This is a genomic window from Verrucomicrobiia bacterium, from assembly GCA_036405135.1.
Classification (GTDB): domain Bacteria; phylum Verrucomicrobiota; class Verrucomicrobiia; order Limisphaerales; family JAEYXS01; genus JAEYXS01.
On sequence record DASWYF010000009.1, the window covers coordinates 79,692 to 97,290 of the forward strand.

General features: G+C 54.1%; 15 protein-coding genes. 2 read left to right on the forward strand and 13 right to left on the reverse strand.

What is annotated here, in order from left to right; genetic code table 11:
* Nucleotides 1-88 precede the first annotated feature (88 nt).
* Nucleotides 89-793 (reverse strand): hypothetical protein, encoded by a 705-nt coding sequence (locus tag VGH19_03675; protein ID HEY1170448.1) that lies wholly within the window; start codon nucleotides 791-793, stop codon nucleotides 89-91.
* Nucleotides 794-926: 133 nt separating this feature from the next.
* Between VGH19_03675 and VGH19_03680 the strand changes: the two genes are divergently transcribed.
* On the forward strand, nucleotides 927-1,949 hold the full coding sequence (locus VGH19_03680) for a carboxypeptidase regulatory-like domain-containing protein (GenBank protein HEY1170449.1): 1,023 nt from the start codon (nucleotides 927-929) through the stop codon (nucleotides 1,947-1,949).
* Between the two features lie 87 nt (nucleotides 1,950-2,036).
* Here VGH19_03680 and gyrA read toward each other — a convergent pair whose 3' ends face one another.
* The 12 genes from gyrA to VGH19_03740 form a co-directional block, all read right to left on the reverse strand.
* Nucleotides 2,037-4,688 (reverse strand): DNA gyrase subunit A, encoded by a 2,652-nt coding sequence (gyrA, locus tag VGH19_03685; GenBank protein ID HEY1170450.1) that lies wholly within the window; start codon nucleotides 4,686-4,688, stop codon nucleotides 2,037-2,039.
* A gap of 14 nt (nucleotides 4,689-4,702) precedes the next feature.
* The gene (locus VGH19_03690) at nucleotides 4,703-5,146 is read right to left on the reverse strand and encodes a type II toxin-antitoxin system VapC family toxin (protein ID HEY1170451.1); all 444 of its coding nucleotides are present in this window, start codon (nucleotides 5,144-5,146) and stop codon (nucleotides 4,703-4,705) included.
* Between the two features lie 2 nt (nucleotides 5,147-5,148).
* Nucleotides 5,149-5,481 carry a type II toxin-antitoxin system prevent-host-death family antitoxin gene (locus VGH19_03695; protein ID HEY1170452.1) on the reverse strand — a complete coding sequence of 111 codons (333 nt, stop codon included), beginning with the start codon at nucleotides 5,479-5,481 and terminating at the stop codon, nucleotides 5,149-5,151.
* A 43-nt stretch (nucleotides 5,482-5,524) separates the two neighbouring features.
* Nucleotides 5,525-7,996 carry a DNA topoisomerase (ATP-hydrolyzing) subunit B gene (gene gyrB, locus VGH19_03700; protein HEY1170453.1) on the reverse strand — a complete coding sequence of 824 codons (2,472 nt, stop codon included), beginning with the start codon at nucleotides 7,994-7,996 and terminating at the stop codon, nucleotides 5,525-5,527.
* Nucleotides 7,997-8,295: 299 nt separating this feature from the next.
* Nucleotides 8,296-8,781: a hypothetical protein gene (locus VGH19_03705; GenBank protein ID HEY1170454.1), complete on the reverse strand. Its 486-nt coding sequence runs from the start codon at nucleotides 8,779-8,781 to the stop codon at nucleotides 8,296-8,298.
* Between the two features lie 46 nt (nucleotides 8,782-8,827).
* Complete coding sequence (locus VGH19_03710) at nucleotides 8,828-9,346, reverse strand: hypothetical protein (GenBank protein ID HEY1170455.1); 519 nt, start codon at nucleotides 9,344-9,346, stop codon at nucleotides 8,828-8,830.
* Nucleotides 9,343-9,948 (reverse strand): sigma-70 family RNA polymerase sigma factor, encoded by a 606-nt coding sequence (locus VGH19_03715; GenBank protein HEY1170456.1) that lies wholly within the window; start codon nucleotides 9,946-9,948, stop codon nucleotides 9,343-9,345. The genes VGH19_03710 and VGH19_03715 overlap by 4 nt, the downstream gene beginning before the upstream one ends.
* A 42-nt stretch (nucleotides 9,949-9,990) precedes the next feature.
* On the reverse strand, nucleotides 9,991-10,656 hold the full coding sequence (hisB, locus tag VGH19_03720; protein HEY1170457.1) for an imidazoleglycerol-phosphate dehydratase HisB: 666 nt from the start codon (nucleotides 10,654-10,656) through the stop codon (nucleotides 9,991-9,993).
* A 184-nt stretch (nucleotides 10,657-10,840) separates the two neighbouring features.
* A complete protein-coding gene (locus VGH19_03725; GenBank protein HEY1170458.1) occupies nucleotides 10,841-11,164 on the reverse strand; it encodes a rhodanese-like domain-containing protein in 324 nt (107 codons plus the stop codon).
* 112 nt (nucleotides 11,165-11,276) lie between these two features.
* Entirely contained in the window at nucleotides 11,277-12,209 is a 933-nt protein-coding gene (gene trxB / locus VGH19_03730) for a thioredoxin-disulfide reductase (GenBank protein HEY1170459.1), read from the reverse strand.
* 742 nt (nucleotides 12,210-12,951) lie between these two features.
* Nucleotides 12,952-14,862: an Hsp70 family protein gene (locus VGH19_03735; GenBank protein HEY1170460.1), complete on the reverse strand. Its 1,911-nt coding sequence runs from the start codon at nucleotides 14,860-14,862 to the stop codon at nucleotides 12,952-12,954.
* Nucleotides 14,863-14,943: 81 nt separating this feature from the next.
* Nucleotides 14,944-16,377 carry a P-loop NTPase fold protein gene (locus VGH19_03740; GenBank protein ID HEY1170461.1) on the reverse strand — a complete coding sequence of 478 codons (1,434 nt, stop codon included), beginning with the start codon at nucleotides 16,375-16,377 and terminating at the stop codon, nucleotides 14,944-14,946.
* A 198-nt stretch (nucleotides 16,378-16,575) separates the two neighbouring features.
* Between VGH19_03740 and VGH19_03745 the strand changes: the two genes are divergently transcribed.
* The gene (locus tag VGH19_03745; GenBank protein HEY1170462.1) at nucleotides 16,576-17,490 is read left to right on the forward strand and encodes an NAD(P)-dependent oxidoreductase; all 915 of its coding nucleotides are present in this window, start codon (nucleotides 16,576-16,578) and stop codon (nucleotides 17,488-17,490) included.
* Nucleotides 17,491-17,599 lie beyond the last annotated feature (109 nt).

Below are 17,599 nucleotides of genomic sequence, written 5' to 3' on the forward strand. Positions count from 1 at the left end.
TGTTTCAAAAGGCTTTCCAGGATTGATCCCAAATACATTCACCTGTCTGTGCTCCCGAACCATCAGCGCAGATTTTGACCGCCTTTTTTTAAATGACATCCGCTGGCACTGCATTGGTCGTCGCCGGGACACTCTTCTCTTCAGTCGCCGCTTTCAACTTTAGGATCACTTCACCGTTCTCAATCGTCAGTTTCTCCACCCGTTGTAGAATCTTCTCTTCCTGGGGGTCCAGCTTGATGTCCTTGGCCAAGTTCTCGTTTTTCAACTGCGTGATAAACGAGGGCGAGGCAGGAGTCCCGTTCATCTCCAACGAATCCAGACGCACGTCGATTTTGCCATCCACAATGGAGACTTTCAAACCGGCCTTGCCATTCAGGAAACGACCTTTGAGCGCGTCCAGTCCGAATCCATCCAGCGGCACCGCCACCGCACTGGTGATCGTATCCTTGCCGATCTCGATGTGGAACTTGTCGCGCATATTCTTCAATTCATCCTGAGAATGGATAAGCACGTTGATATCCCGGGCGTTCAGCTTGAGCGTGACTTCATTGGTCAGGGCATTGGCAGCGATCTTGAAATTATCCAGCCGGTTGGTGAGTGATTGAACCTCGGCATCAGTATAAGTCACGGCAGGCAACTGGTTTGCCGTAGCACTGGTATAGGTATTCACCAGCTTCTTGTACCCCCAACGCGCACCGAAAAAGATGACCGCAACACCGACGATGAACATCACGAACATCGTCGCGCAGCCATAGATGAGACAGTTTTTCGTATTGGATTTGCCTTCGCTCATGGCGCTGAATCTGGCACATATCCCATTACACAACAACCGGTTTGCTTGTAACTGGGACACATTTGAACGATGCTCCGTCCCGGGGTCAAAAAGTAACACAACCATCACCGCATGCCGGTGTTGGATAAAGACCATGGAAAACAATCCCTCAGCAGAACCCGTCGGACGTGGCATCAGGGCCAGTGTCATCTTCGCGTCTTTAGCCATTTGCGTGCTGCTGTTTTGGGGGATAAAGAATGTCTTCCAAGGCGGCTCAAAACTGGATGACGAAACAAAACTTGAACGTAAAAGTTCCTTTTCCGCAGTCAAACACGATCCCTCCGCACCTTCCCCTCCCCCCTCCGTTCCTGCACCGACGAGCAAGGTGGAGGAGCCAGCAATCACACTACTCAAATTAACCACCACACCGTCAACTGCTACGGTTGAGCCGGTAAAGACCATCCCCGCCGCGACACTCACCGCCTCCAGCGGCGCATCCGCCTCGGTGCAATCCAGTGGGGCGGCCACAGACTTTGGAATGATTTCAGGCAAAGTAGTTTTACAAGGTGTTCCAGAACCGGAGAAACCACTGCCATTGGACCCCTCTTGCGGCAATCTGCACAAGGGTACCAAACCAACCACGCAGTTCCACGTCGTCGCTGGCGATGGCGGATTGGCGGATGTTTTCGTTCACATCGTCAAAGGGCTGGAAAATCGTAATTTTCTGCCACCTGAAAAAGCATTGGTGCTCGATCAAATCGGCTGTGTTTATGTTCCCTATGTAGGTGGAGCACAGGTCGGCCAGACGATTGAGGTGAGAAACTCCGACCCCTTGCTGCACAATGTCCATCCCACACCCGCCGTCGCAGGCAATAAAGAAGCCAACAAAGCACATCTGCCTAAAGCCGCCCCATTGCTTTTCCGCTGGGACAATCCCGAAGTGTTCCTGCGCTTCAAATGTGACGTCCATCCATGGATGTTCTCCTATATCGGTCTCGTGAATCATCCCTACTTCGCCGTCACCGATGCCAATGGTAATTTCACAATCCAGAACGTGCCGCCGGGCAATTACACCGTGGAATTGTATCACCGCAAATCCGGCAAGATTTCTAAGGACATCATCGTCAATGCAGGCCATACGACGGCCATCACTGTCAGCATGGAAGTGATAAAGTAACTCTCGCTCTCCTCTTCGTGAGAAAAGAAACCGGCGCATCCGTCAGTCCTGACGGATGCGACGGTTCTCGTTTAGTTAAATAACTGGTTAAGCAGCCGGTGCTTCTGGCGTCTCTACCGCTGCCGCCGCCGATTCATCCCCTTCTTCACTGATGACCGGAGCGATGGCTTGCAGCTTATCTTTCTCATCCAGATTGATGAGCTTTACACCCATCGTATTGCGACCTGCTTCGCGAATGTCTTTCACGAATGTGCGGACCATCTGGCCCGCTGACGTGATAAGCATGATCTCATCCGTATCCTTCACGGTCAAAGCTCCGGCGATGCCGCCCGTCTTGTCCGTGGTCTTCATCGTGATGATACCCTTACCACCGCGCGATTGGATGCGGTATTCCTCGAAGTCCGTGCGCTTGCCGATGCCGTTCTCGCCTGCCACCAGCAAGGTGCCATCCTGTTGCACGATCGCCACCGCCACCACTGTGTCGGCATCGCTCAATGAGATGCCTCGCACACCCGTGGCCGGACGGCCCATGCAACGAACGTCCTCTTCCGAGAAGCGGATGCTCATGCCTTCATGAGTGATGATCACGACGTTGTCAGCACCGCTCGTGAGCTTGGCGTCAATGAGCGTATCACCCTCTTCGATCGTGATGGCGATGATGCCACCCTTACGCACATTGGCGAAGTCTTCCAGCGCCGTCTTCTTCACCGTGCCCTTCAGCGTGGTGAAGAACACGAAGTTCGGCTGTTGCCATGTCTGGTCTTCCTTGTTCGGACCATACTTGGCAAGCACGCGAACCAGCGCAGCGATTTTCTCATCGGAACGCAGTTCCAAGATATTCGCGATACTACGGCCTTTCGAGGCGCGACCCATATCAGGGATCTCATGCACACGCTCCACATACACGCGACCACTGTTCGTGAAGAACATGAGGTAATCGTGCGTGCTGGCGGTGAAAAGATGCTCGATGAAATCATTCTCTTCCGGTGAATCACCTTCCTTGGTCGTCATGCCGATGACGCCCTTGCCGCCGCGACGTTGCGCGCGGTAGCTGGAGACATTCGTGCGCTTGATCAGGCCGCTGTGCGTGATGGTGACGATGACACCTTCATTCGCGATGAGGTCCTCGATCGCCATCTCGCCTTCATCCGGCACGATCTGCGTCATACGCGGAGTCGCGTACTTCGTTTTGATCTCCAGCAACTCGGCCTTGATGATGGCCATCACGCGCGATTCCTTCGCGAGGATGTCCAGCAAGTCCTTGATGACTTCCAAGATGGCCTTGTATTCCTGCTCCACCTTGTCGATCTCCAAGCCCGTAAGCTGATACAGGCGCAGATCGAGGATCGCATTCACCTGCCGCTCATTCAATGCATAGCGGCCATTCGTGATGTTCGCCTCACTACGGATAAGCACGCCCCAGGCTTCCACTTGCGCACGGCTCCATTCGTAAGCCAGCAACTTGATCTTGGCCTCATCACGATTCTTGGAACTGCGGATGATGTGGATGAACTCGTCCAAGTTCGCCAGGGCCACCATGTAGCCTTCCAGCAGCTCGGCCTTCTCCTCCGCCTTCTTCAATTCATAGCGGGTGCGGCGCAGAATGACTTCACGACGATGCTCGATGTAGCACGTGATGAGGTCTTTCAGGTTCAGTGTCTTCGGACGGCCATGATCAATGGCCAGCATGTTCACGCTGAAGGTGCCTTCGAGCGCGGTATGCTTGAAAAGATTGTTGATGACCACCTTGGACACCGCATCGCGCTTGAGTTCCATGACGAGACGCGTGTTCTCATCTGACTCATTGCGCATCGCGGAGATGTCCGTGATGACCTTCTCATTGATCAGCTCGGCGATGCGTTCTTCCAGCGCCGCCCGGTTCACGTTGAACGGGATCTCCGTGACGACGATCTGCTCGCGATTGCCCTTGAGCTGTTCCACGCCGAGGCAGCCACGCAGCCTCACACTGCCGCGCCCCGTCATGAAGTAATTCTTGATGCCCTCGTATCCGAGGATCACACCGCCCGTGGGAAAATCCGGGCCTTTGATGAACTTCATCAACTCCGGGATCGTGATATTCGGATTATCGATCTGAGCACACACGCCATCGATCACCTCGCCCAAGTTATGCGGCGGGATGTTCGTGGCCATACCGACGGCGATACCTGTACCGCCATTGACGAGGAGATTCGGGAACGCGGCGGGAAGAACGGTCGGCTCGGTGAGACGCTCGTCGTAGTTCGGAGCGAAGTCCACCGTGTCCTTGTCCATGTCCGTCATCAAGGACGCGCCGAGATGCGTCAAACGCGCCTCGGTATAACGCATGGCCGCCGGCGGGTCGTTCTCAATGGAACCGAAGTTACCTTTGCCATGCACCAGGCGTTCACGCATCGCCCACGGCTGGGCCATATGCACGAGCGTGGGGTAGATCACCGCTTCACCGTGCGGGTGATAGTTACCCGAAGTGTCACCGCAAATCTTCGCGCACTTCATGTGCTTGCGCCCCGGATAGAGCGAAAGCTCGTGCATCGCGAACAGGATGCGGCGCTGGGAAGGCTTCAGGCCGTCGCGCACATCCGGCAACGCGCGCGAGATGATGACGGACATCGAATAGTCGAGGAACGAGTTCTTGATCTCGTCCGCGACGTTGATTTTTTGGACCTTCTCCCCTTGGGCGTAAATGGAGCCAGGTGTGCTCGGCGGCGTCGGAGGCGGTGGTTGATCGTTTTCGTCTGCCATGGTCGTAAAATTTTTTAATTGGCCGATTCGTCCTCAAGCGGCGGGAATACTTCCAATCCCATCATCGTCGCCGCATCCCTCATGCGAACATCGGTGGTCACGAGCGGAAAATCCTGGCACAGATCGGCCGTTGCCAAATGAATGGCATCCAGTGTCCGCAAGGCCACTTTGGGATGGCATTGCTCCAGCATGTAACGGGCTTTCCGCAGCACCACGCTGTTCATCGGTTCCAGTTTGATCTCTCCTGCTTCCACACGGGATTCAAATTCACGCCAAGCAAGGCGGCGGTCTTTGGCGGAAATCTTCCCGGCGCGTTCACGGGCTTGCAACGCAGAGAAAATTTCTGTTTCAGCCAGCTCGGACGTCACCACGGGCTTGCCCTCCAGTGAACGCACGAAAAACTCACTGTCGGGTTCGACAGCCAGCAATTTGACCAGGATGCACGAGTCCAGATACATGATTACCAGCCACGCCCCTCCCGGTCTTCGCGGATGATTTCCTCCGCTGAAGGACCGCCCTTCCATGCAGGCATTTTCTTGAGATGCTCACGCGTCCCGGTGAAAACCTTGCGCTGTTCGCGCTTGGTCACAGGTGTGAGCACCGCCTTGGGAACACCATCCGACGTGATGGTGACTTCCTGCCCGCTGGCAACCATTTCTAGCAATGCAGAAAGCTTGGCCTTGGCCGCACGGACCGGAATGGAAAGCCCGATTCCCGGCAGCGCGACCGCCTCTTGCAACATCATCTGATCCGGTTTTGATTCCGGGTATTTTGTGATGCGTTTCTCTTTCATGCAATAAATGTAGTCACACGTGACTACATTGTCAAATTATCAATTAAACATCCAGATTCCGCACGTTCAGCGCATTGTCCTCAATGAACTGGCGGCGTGGCTCTACCTCATCCCCCATCAAGCGTGTGAACATCTCTTCGGCTTCCACAGCGTCTGAAAGATCGATGCGCAGCAGCTTGCGTTTGACCGGATTCATGGTCGTCTCGAAAAGCTCCTTCGCGTCCATTTCACCCAGACCTTTGAAGCGATACATCTGGATGCCCTTCTTACCGACACCGATGACGCCTTTCAAAATCTCCGGAATGGAGAACAGCGGCGCGATTGTGGCCTTCTCCCCTTCACCCTCGATCAATTCAAAGAGCGGTTTGTCCTGCGCAGCGTAGTGCTCCACGCTCAATCCTTTGCGCGTAAGTTTGCCGACCAGATCCACAATCGCCTTGCTCTCGAGATGCAGGTCCGCGTGTGAGGCGCGACGTGTCACTCCGCGTTCCTTCTCCAGGCGTTCCTTCGCTTCTTCATCGCCGAAGAGGTCTGGATTATCCGTCTTAAACTGCTCGAAGTCTTCGTTCGCCACGAAATAATGCACCGTCTCGTCATTGCCTTCGCGCACCTTCACGAGATGCAATGGGAACTTGCCATCCGCACTGCGCTTCTCGACGTATTTCGCGAAGTCGCCGCCCTGACGACGGATATAGGTCGCGTGTTTATCGAGCGATTCGAGCAACTCGAGGATTTCCTCAAGTTGCTTCTGCGTGAACTCTTTGCCATCAGAAAGATTCTTAAGGCGCACTTCCTCTGAACCGATCTGGATGAGCAAGCGGTTCAGTTGCACATCGTCATCGATATACTCTGTGCGCTTCTTACGCGTGATGGAATACAACGGCGGTTGCGCGATGTAGATGAAACCTTGCTTCACCAATTCCGGCATCTGGCGGTAGAAGAACGTGAGCAGCAACGTGCGGATGTGCGAGCCGTCCACGTCAGCGTCCGTCATGATGATGATCTTGTGGTAACGGAGCTTGTCGAGGTTGAAGGCACCCTCGCCTTCACCCGTGCCAATGCCCGTGCCCACCGCTGTGATCATGGTGCGGATTTCGTTATTCTGCAGCACCTTGTCCAGACGCGCCTTCTCCACGTTGATCAGCTTACCGCGGATCGGCAGGATCGCTTGGAACTTACGATCACGCCCCTGCTTGGCAGAGCCACCTGCAGAGTCACCCTCGACGATATACAGCTCGGTATTGACCGGATCACGATCAGAGCAATCGGCCAGCTTGCCCGGCAAACCACCACCCGTGAGAGCAGTCTTACGAACGGCTTCACGCGCTTTACGTGCGGCTTCACGAGCGCGAGCGGCGTTGAGCGCTTTCTCCACGATGCGCTTGGCGATCGGTGGATTGGCGTCGAAATAGGACATCAAGCCTTCGTAGGAAATTGAGCCCACGATACCATCCACCTCAGGTGAAATAAGTTTCACCTTCGTCTGAGATTCGAACTTGGGATCGCTGTGCTTTACCGAGATGACCGCCGTCAAACCTTCGCGCACGTCATCACCGGTGATCTGCGGGTCTTTGTCTTTCAGCAGACTGTTTTGCTTCGCGTATTGATTGATGGAACGCGTCACCGCACTGCGGAAGCCCGAGAGATGCGTGCCGCCATCAGGATTGTGGATCGTGTTCGTGTAGCAAAGAACCTGATCGTTGTAGCTGTCGTTGTATTGCAGCACGACTTCCACATGGATCTCCACCTGCTTGTCATCCGTAGTGACTTGCGATTCTTTGTGGAAAGCGATCGGCTTCGGATGGATCACCGTCTTGCTCTTGTTGAGCTGTTTGACGAATTCCTCGACGCCATCCTTGTAGTAATACACTTCCGGCTTCGCATCCGGCTGACGTTCATCGAGGAAAACGATTTCCAAACCGGAATTCAGCGAAGCCAGCTCGCGCAGACGCGTGCCGATCTTCTCCGCCTTGAACTCGGTGGTCTCGCGAAAGATCTCCGGGTCCGGCTTGAACGTGATGAGCGTGCCGGTGCCTTTGGCCTTGCCGATGACTTCGAGCTTCTTAATCGTCTTACCGCGCTCGAACTCCATGTGGTGCACCTGGCCGTTTCGGCTCACTTCCACTTCGAACCATTCCGAGACTGCGTTCACGCACTTCGCACCGACACCGTGAGTACCGCCTGAAAACTTGTAACCGCCCTGACCGTATTTACCACCGGAGTGCAGCGTGGTGAGCACCATCTCGACACCGGGAATTTTGTATTGCGGATGTATGTCCACCGGGATGCCACGACCATCATCACGGATGGAGATGGAGCCGTCCACGTGGATGTTCACATCGATGCGCTTGCAATGGCCTGCGAGATGCTCATCGACGGAGTTATCGAGCACCTCGGAGACGCAGTGATGCAGGGCGCGCTCATCCGTGCCGCCGATATACATGCCCGGCTTTTTGCGGACAGCTTCAAGACCTTCCAACTTGCCCAATTTCGACGCGTCGTATGAATCGCTCATAGCATGACACACAGAACCCCTATCCACGCTTGCGAGCTGGTGATTTTCAGCAGCCAAAATGGCGAAGCTAATGGCTTATGGATTCCGCGTTACAGAACGGTGAAAATATATCGAAAATCAAGAGCCGACACAATCGAATTCTGCCCGAAAACCACTATTCCTTGTGGAGCGTCCACCTAAGCACCGCTAAGAATTGTGAGTGAGGCAATCTCAGGCCTCCAGATACCACTCCTTATTTTTGCCCTACAAATAAAAACCGCGCCAGAATCGCTTCAAGCGCGGGTCTTAATTAATCTTAATCACTTGGGATCAGGCACTTTACGAATCACCACGAACCATCCAGTATCATTTTTATCTTCACCAGCCAAAATGAACCACTTCTTCAACTCACCCTTGCTCTTGCTGACCGCTTTTCCTTTGCCAAAAAGCTCAGCCTCCATCTGGGATTTGCCAAGATTCTTAACCTTAACCGTGCAAGCATCGCTCAGCTTGATGTCTTCAGTCTTGTTCAGGGGCACTGAAACCACCTTGCTGTTCACCTCATAGTAGCTGGACCACTTGAAACTCTTCTTCAAAAAAGTGGTCAATTCGCTATCCAGTTTCTTATGAGAAGGATCTGGAGAGGACGCATCATTACTCGCCCAAATCAGGCGCACCTGATAACTCTCAGATTCCACTTTGGCAGCAGGTTTGGCTTTATCATCCGCAGCCACACCAAAGGCCACAACTGGAACACAAGCCAAGGCTTGAACCAGAAACGCTCGACGGCTTTTCAACGACCGCATGGAATTCATCGGACTCACTTTGCGAAAATATTACGATTACTCCAGCCTAAATATCGCCGGAACGATCATAATGCCACACAATCGTCACGCCTTCGGAAGTGTCGTTATACGTGATGGCTCCAACAGTCTCATCCTTCTGCTCCACCTCAGCGATCGAAGAAATCGCTTTGGCAATTTCCACCGACTCTTGCGAAGGCAAAGCATGCGGATCTTGTGGCACCGTCTGCAGCATCGTGATCGTCACCGCCAACGCCGCCAATGAGCACACCGGCAGCATGAGCTTGCGCCACCACGGCAGGTCGCGCGACCCTGTGGCGCGTTCGGCCTGACGTTGCTCCGCCTCGATTGAGCGGTTGATCTTAGACCAGTAAAACTCGCGCGTCTCCGGGCACTTCACTTCCACTTCGCCCGCCTGCAGCGCGGTCTTCGTCTGCTTCAACTCGGTGGACAGCGCGAGCATCTCCGCGTCCTGATCTAACCAGCGCTCCACCTCGGCGGCCTCAGCCGCTGACAGTTCGCCGTCCAAGTAGGACTGCAGTTTTAATTCCCGTTCCACGTTATTCATGTCAATTCATCCCGTTTGTAGGCAGCCATCAGGCTGGCCATTTTTCGTCGCGCATAGAACAGCCGCGACATCACCGTGCCAATCGAACACTCCATCCGCTTGGCGATCTCTTTATATTCCAAATCTTCAAATTCATGCAGCACCAGCACCATCCGGTGCTCGTGCGAGAGCTTTTCCAGCGCCTCATCGATCTTCTTCCGCAACTCGCCTTTTTCCAGGCCTTCCGTCGGATTCGTCGTGATGACCGGCATCTGCCGTTCCACCCCGCCCAAATCTTCATCGAGCTGCTCGATCGATTCCGTCCGCCGCCGTTTATTCCGCCGGATCTGGTCCAGGCAGAGATTGATCGTGATCCGGGTAGTCCAAGTCAAAAAACTCGAATCGCCCTGGAACTGTTCCAGTCTCTGCCACGCCTTCACCCAAGCTTCCTGAGAAAGATCAACCGCTTCTTCTTCATTCCGCAACATGCTGTATGCTCGCGCATACACCTTGTCCCGATGCCGGGCGACCAATTCCTCGAACGCCGCCATGTCGCCTTTTCTGGAGGCTGACACTAGCGCCGTATCTTCGGCGGTCGCGTAGTCGATTTTACTCTTCGACATCAGGTTCGACGTTTCGGTTTTAGGACTTATTCAGTCAATCTGTTACAGCTTGCCCTTGCTGCTCGGAATCTGTCCGGCGATCCGTGGATCACGCTGGCAGGCAAAATCAGTCGCTTTCGCAAATGCCTTGTACAGAACCTCTACCACATGGTGAGGCTCCTCTCCGTAGAGCAATTCCAAGTGCAGGTTACACTTGGCTTCATTGGCAAAACCTTGGAAAAACTCGCGCGCCAGACCAAAGCGGAATGCCGAAGACATGTCCTGCGACTGCTCCGCCGGGCTGATTTTCTTATATTGCAGCTTATCCAAGCCGCGCCAGACCAGATAAGGCCGCCCGCTGAAATCGATCACGCAACGCGCAAGGCATTCATCCATAGGCACATGCGCTTCTGCCGTAAAGGGATTCTTGGGATCAAAACCCGTCCCATAACGCTTGATACCCTTCTTATCGCCTAAGGCCTGCACAAACGCCTGCCCCAGTGCGATGCCGCAATCTTCCACCGTATGGTGCGCATCCACTTCCAAATCACCTTTGCATTTCAATTTCAGGTCCATCACCGAATGCTTCGCGAACAGCGTCAGCATGTGATCGAAGAACGGGATGCCCGTTTTGATGGACGATTTCCCCGTGCCATCGATGTTCAATTCCAACTCGATGCGGGTCTCTTTTGTATCGCGTTTGATGCGTGCTTTGCGCGCCGTGCTCATTTTTTGCTATTGAAACCAAAAATGTATCGGAAAGGAACGGAAAACCGCGAGGTTTTATTCAACTTCCTTTTGGACAATCGGTTAGACCAGATGCTCAAAAGTGAGCTCCCATCTCTTTCATCGACTTCCGACATCCAGCTTTTCCCTACTGAAAACTTGAAACTCATTCCACTCCACCGCTTCCCTAATATCTAGCGACATCCCCATCCACCTCCACCGACCAGGCATCAATCCCACCCGTCAGATTGTGGAGCTTCTGAAACCCCGCCATACGTAACACCCCGATGGCCATCTGGCTGCGCACACCGTGATGGCAATAAACCACCACATCCTCATCCTTCCAATCCGCCAACTCTGCCGTACGCATCGGTAATTCCGGCAAAGGAATGAGGCGTGCATCATTCAGACGCGCCACCTCGTATTCATAATCCTGCCGCACATCCAGCAGCTTCGGCGGCTTCTCCGCCTTCAACCACTCGGCCAGTTTTACGGCTGTGACAGATTCCATGTTCTAAATTTCTAACACGACCGACCGGTTCAGTCCTCCTTCTCCCCTCGGAGGGGAGAAGGATTGAGGATGAGGGGTGCCCCCTTAGTAATCGTCGTCGTCCTCGAACTAATCACTGGTTCAACGAAGCCAGATACCGCTCCGCATCGATCGCCGCCATGCAACCCATGCCCGCCGCCGTGATCGCCTGGCGATACACATCGTCAGAACAATCCCCCGCCACGAACACACCCGGGATATTCGTCTCACTGCCGCGTACCGGCTTGATGAAACCGTTTTCCTTGGTATCGATCACACCCTTGAAGAGCTGCGTGTTCGGCACATGGCCGATCGCCACGAACACACCCGCTGCATCCAGCGTGGTGATCTCGTTCGTCTTGAGATTCTTCACCTTCACGCCCGTAACCTTGCCGGCCTTTACATCCATGATCTCTTCCACGGCGGAATCCCAGATTGGTTTGATCTTCGGATTCGCCAGCGTGCGCTCCGCCATAATCTTCGAGGCGCGCAACGTATCGCGACGATGAATGAGATAAACGATCGAGCCAAAGCGCGTGAGATACATCGCTTCTTCGCAAGCAGAATCACCACCGCCCACCACAACCAAAGGCTTGTTGCGGAACATCGGCAACGCACCATCGCACGTCGCGCAATACGTCACGCCTTTCTTGTCCAGCAAGTGCTCGCTCTCCAGACCGAGATGCTTATGACCTGCGCCCGTCGCGATGATCACCGTTTGTGATTCCACCACTGCGCCATCAATCTTCAGCTTGAACGGTTTGGATTTCAGGTCCACCTCTTCCACGATGGAACCGAACTGCACGCGGGCACCAAATCGCTCGGCCTGTTGTTGGAGATTCACCATCAATTGCGTGCCATCAATGCCTTGAGGGAAACCGGGGAAGTTCTCCACGATGCTCGTGGTGGTCAGCAAACCGCCCGGCTGCTCACCAGTGACAACCAAAGGCTTCAATCCCGCCCGCGCCGTATAAATGGCCGCCGTGTAACCCGCGCAACCCGATCCGATGATGACTACGTTTTCCATAAGGCTCTTAAAATTTTTAAGGACGTCAAACTAGGTGTGCCCCGGGCGTTTTGCAAGCGGCAGGTATGGAAATATCCCTCCCCAGATTCACCCATTGTTTTTCACCCAAATTCACGTCACTTCACTTTTGACATCTGTGCTCACTCCCGCCATCACATCTCCGGCATATCGTCACCGCTCTCATTAACTGAAAAGCTGATATTGGCTCTCCGGCAAACTTCTGATTAGCGTACTTGGCAACGCGGTAAAAATTATGCGGATGAAGGGCATGTCACAACCCCTTTGTCGATGATATTGAGGACTCATTCATCATGTTGCAGGGCCTTCCCCGCCCTGACAGACAGAAGAGGGATTGCGGCTAGTCTCCTGAAGTAATGGACAGAGCGAGGGCAAGCGGCAAGAGAAAGAGCAGACCTTAGAGCGGTTTAAAAAAGGATGTAGCCGGGTGGAGCGAGGATTTTAGGGTTTTGGCGAGGCTTTGGCGAAGGTTCCATGGACCCTGTGACTGAGCCGAAACGAAGCCAGAACCCAAAAAGACCGCCCTTCTCATTCTTCAGCCACCAGGCTACAGGATTTGTTAAACCGCTCTAATTACTCATGGTAATGATCATCTTGAGCCGGAAGCTTTACAGCCTATAGCCTGCTGGCCTGCTCGCGATGACATTCTGAGTTGCGCGAGGGAAGAGCGACATCACTTAAAATAGAGAAATCCTCACCCACGGGCACCCTAGCCCATCAACTTTTAAATCAACCCCCGCTTCCGCAACATCGCCTCCATCGCCTTATCCATCATCACCTCCGCCAGATCCCTCGTCGTCTCATCCAGTTGCCGCACACTTTCCTTCAACTTCAGCGGATCACCAAAACCCGTCGATGGATCTTCCGTTAGCAACACCGCTTCCACCCTCTGTTGCGCCTGCTCGATCTGCGTCGCATACTCCGCAGAAATATCACCCCGGCAATCATCCAAGCCTTTGCGTGTCGCCATCAACGTTTCCTGCGCGCGTAACTTCGCCTCCACCCATTGCCGCGCACGCATATCCTCGAAGGCATGCTCCACCGATTCCTCCACCATCTTCTGCACCGCCGCGTCATCCACATCCACAGCCGACTTCATCTCCACGACCTGCTGCTTGCCCGTGCGCGTATCGCGCGCCAGCACATGCAAGATGCCATTCGCATCAATCTCAAATTGCACACCCACTCGCGGCACACCGCGCGGCGAGGGCTCAAACTCCACCGTGAACTTGCCCAACGTCCAATTATCCTTCACCCGCTCGCGCTCACCCTGCAACACATGGATGAGCATGCTCGGCTGCTGATCGACAACCGTTGTGAACATCTCGCCCGCCTTCACCGGGATCGTCGAATTACGCGGGATGATCACATTCATCAATCCCCCAAACGTCTCTAAGCCCAACGAAAGCGGCGTGACGTCCAGCAGCAACACATTCTTGAAGCCACCCGCCAAAATCTCCGCCTGCACCGCCGCGCCCAGCGCCACCGCCTCATCCGGATTCTGCGACGTGTTCAGCAGCGGCCCCTTTGCCCGATGATACTCCGTGCCCAGCCGCAGATCACCGCGCGTCTCCTCAAACTCCACGCACCCGAACCAGCCAGAAACCAGTTGCCGCACCAACGGCATCCGCGTTTGCCCGCCTACGAGAATCACCTGATCCAGCTCCGACGCCTGCAACTTCGCATCCGCCGTCGCCCGCACACAATACTCCCGCGTGCGCTCCACGATATCACGCGTCAGCGATTCTAATTCACTCCGCTTCAAAGTCCGTTGCCAACTGAACGTCGGCGTGAGGAACGGCAACGCCACCTCCGTCACCTCTGCCTCAGATAAAGCGATCTTCGCCGCCTCCGCCACTTCGCGTACCCGCGAGAGCAACGACGCCTCCTCCATGATGCTAGGTCCACCCGCCGATTGGATCTCACCCGCAAAAAATTCTACCAACCGCCGATCCAGATCATCCCCGCCCAAACGCGTATTCCCCGAAGTCGCCAGCACTTGGAAAACCCCTTCACGCAATTCGAGGATCGAAAGATCAAACGTCCCGCCGCCCAGATCATACACCGCGATCTTCGCATTCTCCTTCAGGCGATTCAGCCCATACGCCAGCGCCGCCGCCGTCGGTTCATTCACGATGCGCTCCACCGTCAACCCCGCCAGCTCCCCCGCCCGCTTCGTCGCGTTACGCTGCGCGTCATTGAAATACGCTGGCACCGTGATCACCGCCCGGCTCACCGCTTCACCGAGTGAGATCTCTGCCTCGCGCTTCAACTTCTTCAGCACCTCCGCCGAAATCTCCTCGGGCGACCAATTGCGACCCAAGATCGGGATCGTCACCGGCCCATTCCCCTGCCCGCTCACCGGATACGTCACACTGCGCTCATCATCCGTGATCTCCCCCGCGCGACGCCCCATGAAACGCTTCACCGAGTAAACCGTCTGCGCCGGTTTCAAGACGCGCACGCGATTCGCCGCCACCCCCACCAACGGCTCTGCCTCCGCTGCGGCGATATGCACCACGGAAGGCGTCAGCCGACGCCCCTCCGCATCCGCCATCACATACGGAATCCCGGCTTCCACCACCGCCACCAGCGAGTTGGTCGTGCCCAAATCTATGCCCACAATCTTGCTCACGCCGCCATGTTGCTACGTATACGGAATACTTCCACGAAAATCTCACATACCGAGAGTGGCTGCTTTTTCAAAACAGCACCATTACACCATTTGCGGCTTCTTTTCAGGTCGAACAAATCGATGAGAAATCTCAATCTTCTTGTAAAGATACTCAGTCATACTGCGTGAATTTCGACCAATATATCTAAACAATTCATAAACCCTCGATGCACGCTGACTCGCTTCATTCGGAGGCTCTGCCTTCATCACATTCGCATACTGACTTTGCAATCTGCGTCTTACATCTTCGTTTGAAACCCCTTTGACTAAATGAGCTTCAACAATGCATCCGGCATCAGATTGAACGAATTCTTGGCCTCCGGGCAATTTACTAAGATACTCGAGCACATCATTAGGCGTAGCTTTACCCGTGCAATACCTCACATACAGCACTCTATTTTTTGACCGCAAACAGAGCAAAAGTACAAGCAAAACTCCATAGAGGAAGTTATTTGCCGGTGTCGTCTTCAAAACAATAGCAAGCTGAGTAAAACACTGTTCTTGAACACGCAAGGAAAACTCGAACAATGAAAACATCTTCGGTATAAATTCGCGAATGGATTCACTATCATGACTAGTATCCCCAGGCTTCGCATCTAACGTCTCGTCCAAAGAGAACCGATCAAAGAGAGCCACGGAAAACTTCCGATTATCCGGTTCGGGAAGCCTATACTCGAGATCGATAAAGCGTCGAAGATATCCATCATCATCAATCGCACCGTACAAAGCCTTGATTGACTCTCCCAACTGTTTCCTATCGATAGCCAAAACAAACACGAGTCCTTCCACAGAAAACAAGTGCTTGATTTTCTCAAGCAAACTTATCGCATATGTCGGCCTACAGCGATCCAATTCATCTATGACAAACACCACGGGCGAATTCTTTTCTCCGCCGTTTTTTTTGCTCAAAGCATCAACCAACCCACGCAAGTCTTCCTTAAATTGTGATATTGTATTCTTGTCAGCTTCATATCGCTCAATTCGCTGTTTGGCTATATCACTCGCCAAGTCGGCGATAGCACCTTCAGATTGCTCTGAAACATCCAATATTCCATAGGTAGCCATCTTCAACATTGTCGGAACTGTTGCACTGATGATTCTAGCGCCAGCTTTCTTCGCTTTCTCATACAGTCTCTTGGCAGTCTCAGTTTGGCTTTCAGGCAATTTCATCGCATCAATTGCCGCCCCAAGCTCTCCCACCAACGAAACCAAAGGCTCATCGCTAAAATCATTCTCCCATGCATTGAATTGGAGGCACGGCACGTTTTGATTCCTTAGTTGCTGCAGCCACATTTTTAAAAAGGTGGTTTTGCCAGTACCCCATGGTGAATCAATAGATAACACAAACGGCTCTGACAGGCTGGTGACCAGATCGGTCAATACAGCCGCACTTTCCTGACGTCCAAGCAAATCCTCTTTAAAAGGGTTATCTTCAGGGATTGAAACGGGTCTGGATTTAAAACGAATGTTGTCCATGGCTGATAATGAACTAGCAAAGCCATTTGATTAGGTCAACGGAACGGTTCATTCAATCGACTTTCTGAGAGTTTTATCCATCTCTTTTCCCTAAAAAAGCATAGCCCCGGCGCGGCTTTCCGCTACCATTTTGCCCGTTCAAATCCCTAGTCTCTCGCCCTGCTCGGCGAGCGTAATAGCTAACCAACTATACTGTTTATGTCAGAGAAAATTGGATTCGTCGGGGTCGGTCGCATGGGTGCCAACATGGCTCGTCGCCTCAAGGAATGCGGCTACACGGTCAGCGCCGTCTATGATGTGCGCAAGGAAGCCGCCGCAGAACTCGCCTCCGAGGTCGGCGCCACCGCCTGCACCACGCTCGCGGGCGTCACGGAACTCTCCGATGTCGTCATCACCGTCGTCACCGATGACAAGGCCCAGCTCAACATCTTCACGAATAAGAAAGACAATCTGTTGAAGAACGCCGCCGGTCGCGTCTTCATCAATTGCGCCACGCTCACGCCCAAGGTCCACGTGCAGGTGCAAAAACTCGCGCGCAAGGCCAAGGCCGATTCGCTCGAAGCCTGCATGGCCTCCAGCATCAACCAGGCCCGCAACGGCACGCTCTACCTCATGGTCGGCGGTGATGAAAAGACTTTCTCCAAGGTGAAGCCGATGCTCGAGAAGCTCAGCGATGAAGGCAAGCTCATGCGCTACATCGGGGGCGCGGGCAAGGCCGCTGAAGTGAAGGCGCTCGTGAACATGGTGATGAACATCAACACCGCCGGTCTCGCGGAAGGCCTCGGCCTCGCCGCCGCCCTCGGTCACGATCTCAAGCAGGTCATGGAAGTCTTCTCCCAGACCGGCGCAAACTCCCGCGTGCTCGTCACCGATGGCGAGGACATGATGAACCGCGATCACTCCTGCTTCTTCTCCGGCTCCCACGCCGCGAAGGACTCCGGCATCGCCCTCTCCCTCGTGAAGGACAAGAAGATCAACGCCCCGCTCGCGACGGCTGCCTACAAGCAATTCACCAAGATGACCAAGATGGGTCTCGGTGGCCTCGACAAGTCCGGCATCGCCGAACTCACCTTCAAAGGCCGCGCCGGCAAAGGCCTGAAGAAGTCCAAGTAAGGTTCGAAAAGTTTTACGCCTCCCCTCCCTCTCCTCTCAACGAGGAGAGGGCCGGGGTGAGGAGTGAGAGTGCCTACGGTTTTCTCTTTTTGGTAAGGCCCCGATAGTT

Coding starts and splice junctions, on each gene's coding strand:
- VGH19_03675 (HEY1170448.1), bottom strand. CDS start 793: ATGAGCGAAGGCAAATCCAATACGAAAAACTGTCTCATCTATGGCTGC.
- VGH19_03740 (HEY1170461.1), bottom strand. CDS start 16,377: ATGGACAACATTCGTTTTAAATCCAGACCCGTTTCAATCCCTGAAGAT.
- trxB (HEY1170459.1), bottom strand. CDS start 12,209: ATGGAAAACGTAGTCATCATCGGATCGGGTTGCGCGGGTTACACGGCG.
- VGH19_03710 (HEY1170455.1), bottom strand. CDS start 9,346: ATGAATAACGTGGAACGGGAATTAAAACTGCAGTCCTACTTGGACGGC.
- gyrB (HEY1170453.1), bottom strand. CDS start 7,996: ATGAGCGATTCATACGACGCGTCGAAATTGGGCAAGTTGGAAGGTCTT.
- VGH19_03695 (HEY1170452.1), bottom strand. CDS start 5,481: ATGAAAGAGAAACGCATCACAAAATACCCGGAATCAAAACCGGATCAG.
- VGH19_03745 (HEY1170462.1), top strand. CDS start 16,576: ATGTCAGAGAAAATTGGATTCGTCGGGGTCGGTCGCATGGGTGCCAAC.
- VGH19_03725 (HEY1170458.1), bottom strand. CDS start 11,164: ATGGAATCTGTCACAGCCGTAAAACTGGCCGAGTGGTTGAAGGCGGAG.
- VGH19_03715 (HEY1170456.1), bottom strand. CDS start 9,948: ATGTCGAAGAGTAAAATCGACTACGCGACCGCCGAAGATACGGCGCTA.
- VGH19_03680 (HEY1170449.1), top strand. CDS start 927: ATGGAAAACAATCCCTCAGCAGAACCCGTCGGACGTGGCATCAGGGCC.
- VGH19_03690 (HEY1170451.1), bottom strand. CDS start 5,146: ATGTATCTGGACTCGTGCATCCTGGTCAAATTGCTGGCTGTCGAACCC.
- VGH19_03705 (HEY1170454.1), bottom strand. CDS start 8,781: ATGCGGTCGTTGAAAAGCCGTCGAGCGTTTCTGGTTCAAGCCTTGGCT.
- hisB (HEY1170457.1), bottom strand. CDS start 10,656: ATGAGCACGGCGCGCAAAGCACGCATCAAACGCGATACAAAAGAGACC.
- gyrA (HEY1170450.1), bottom strand. CDS start 4,688: ATGGCAGACGAAAACGATCAACCACCGCCTCCGACGCCGCCGAGCACA.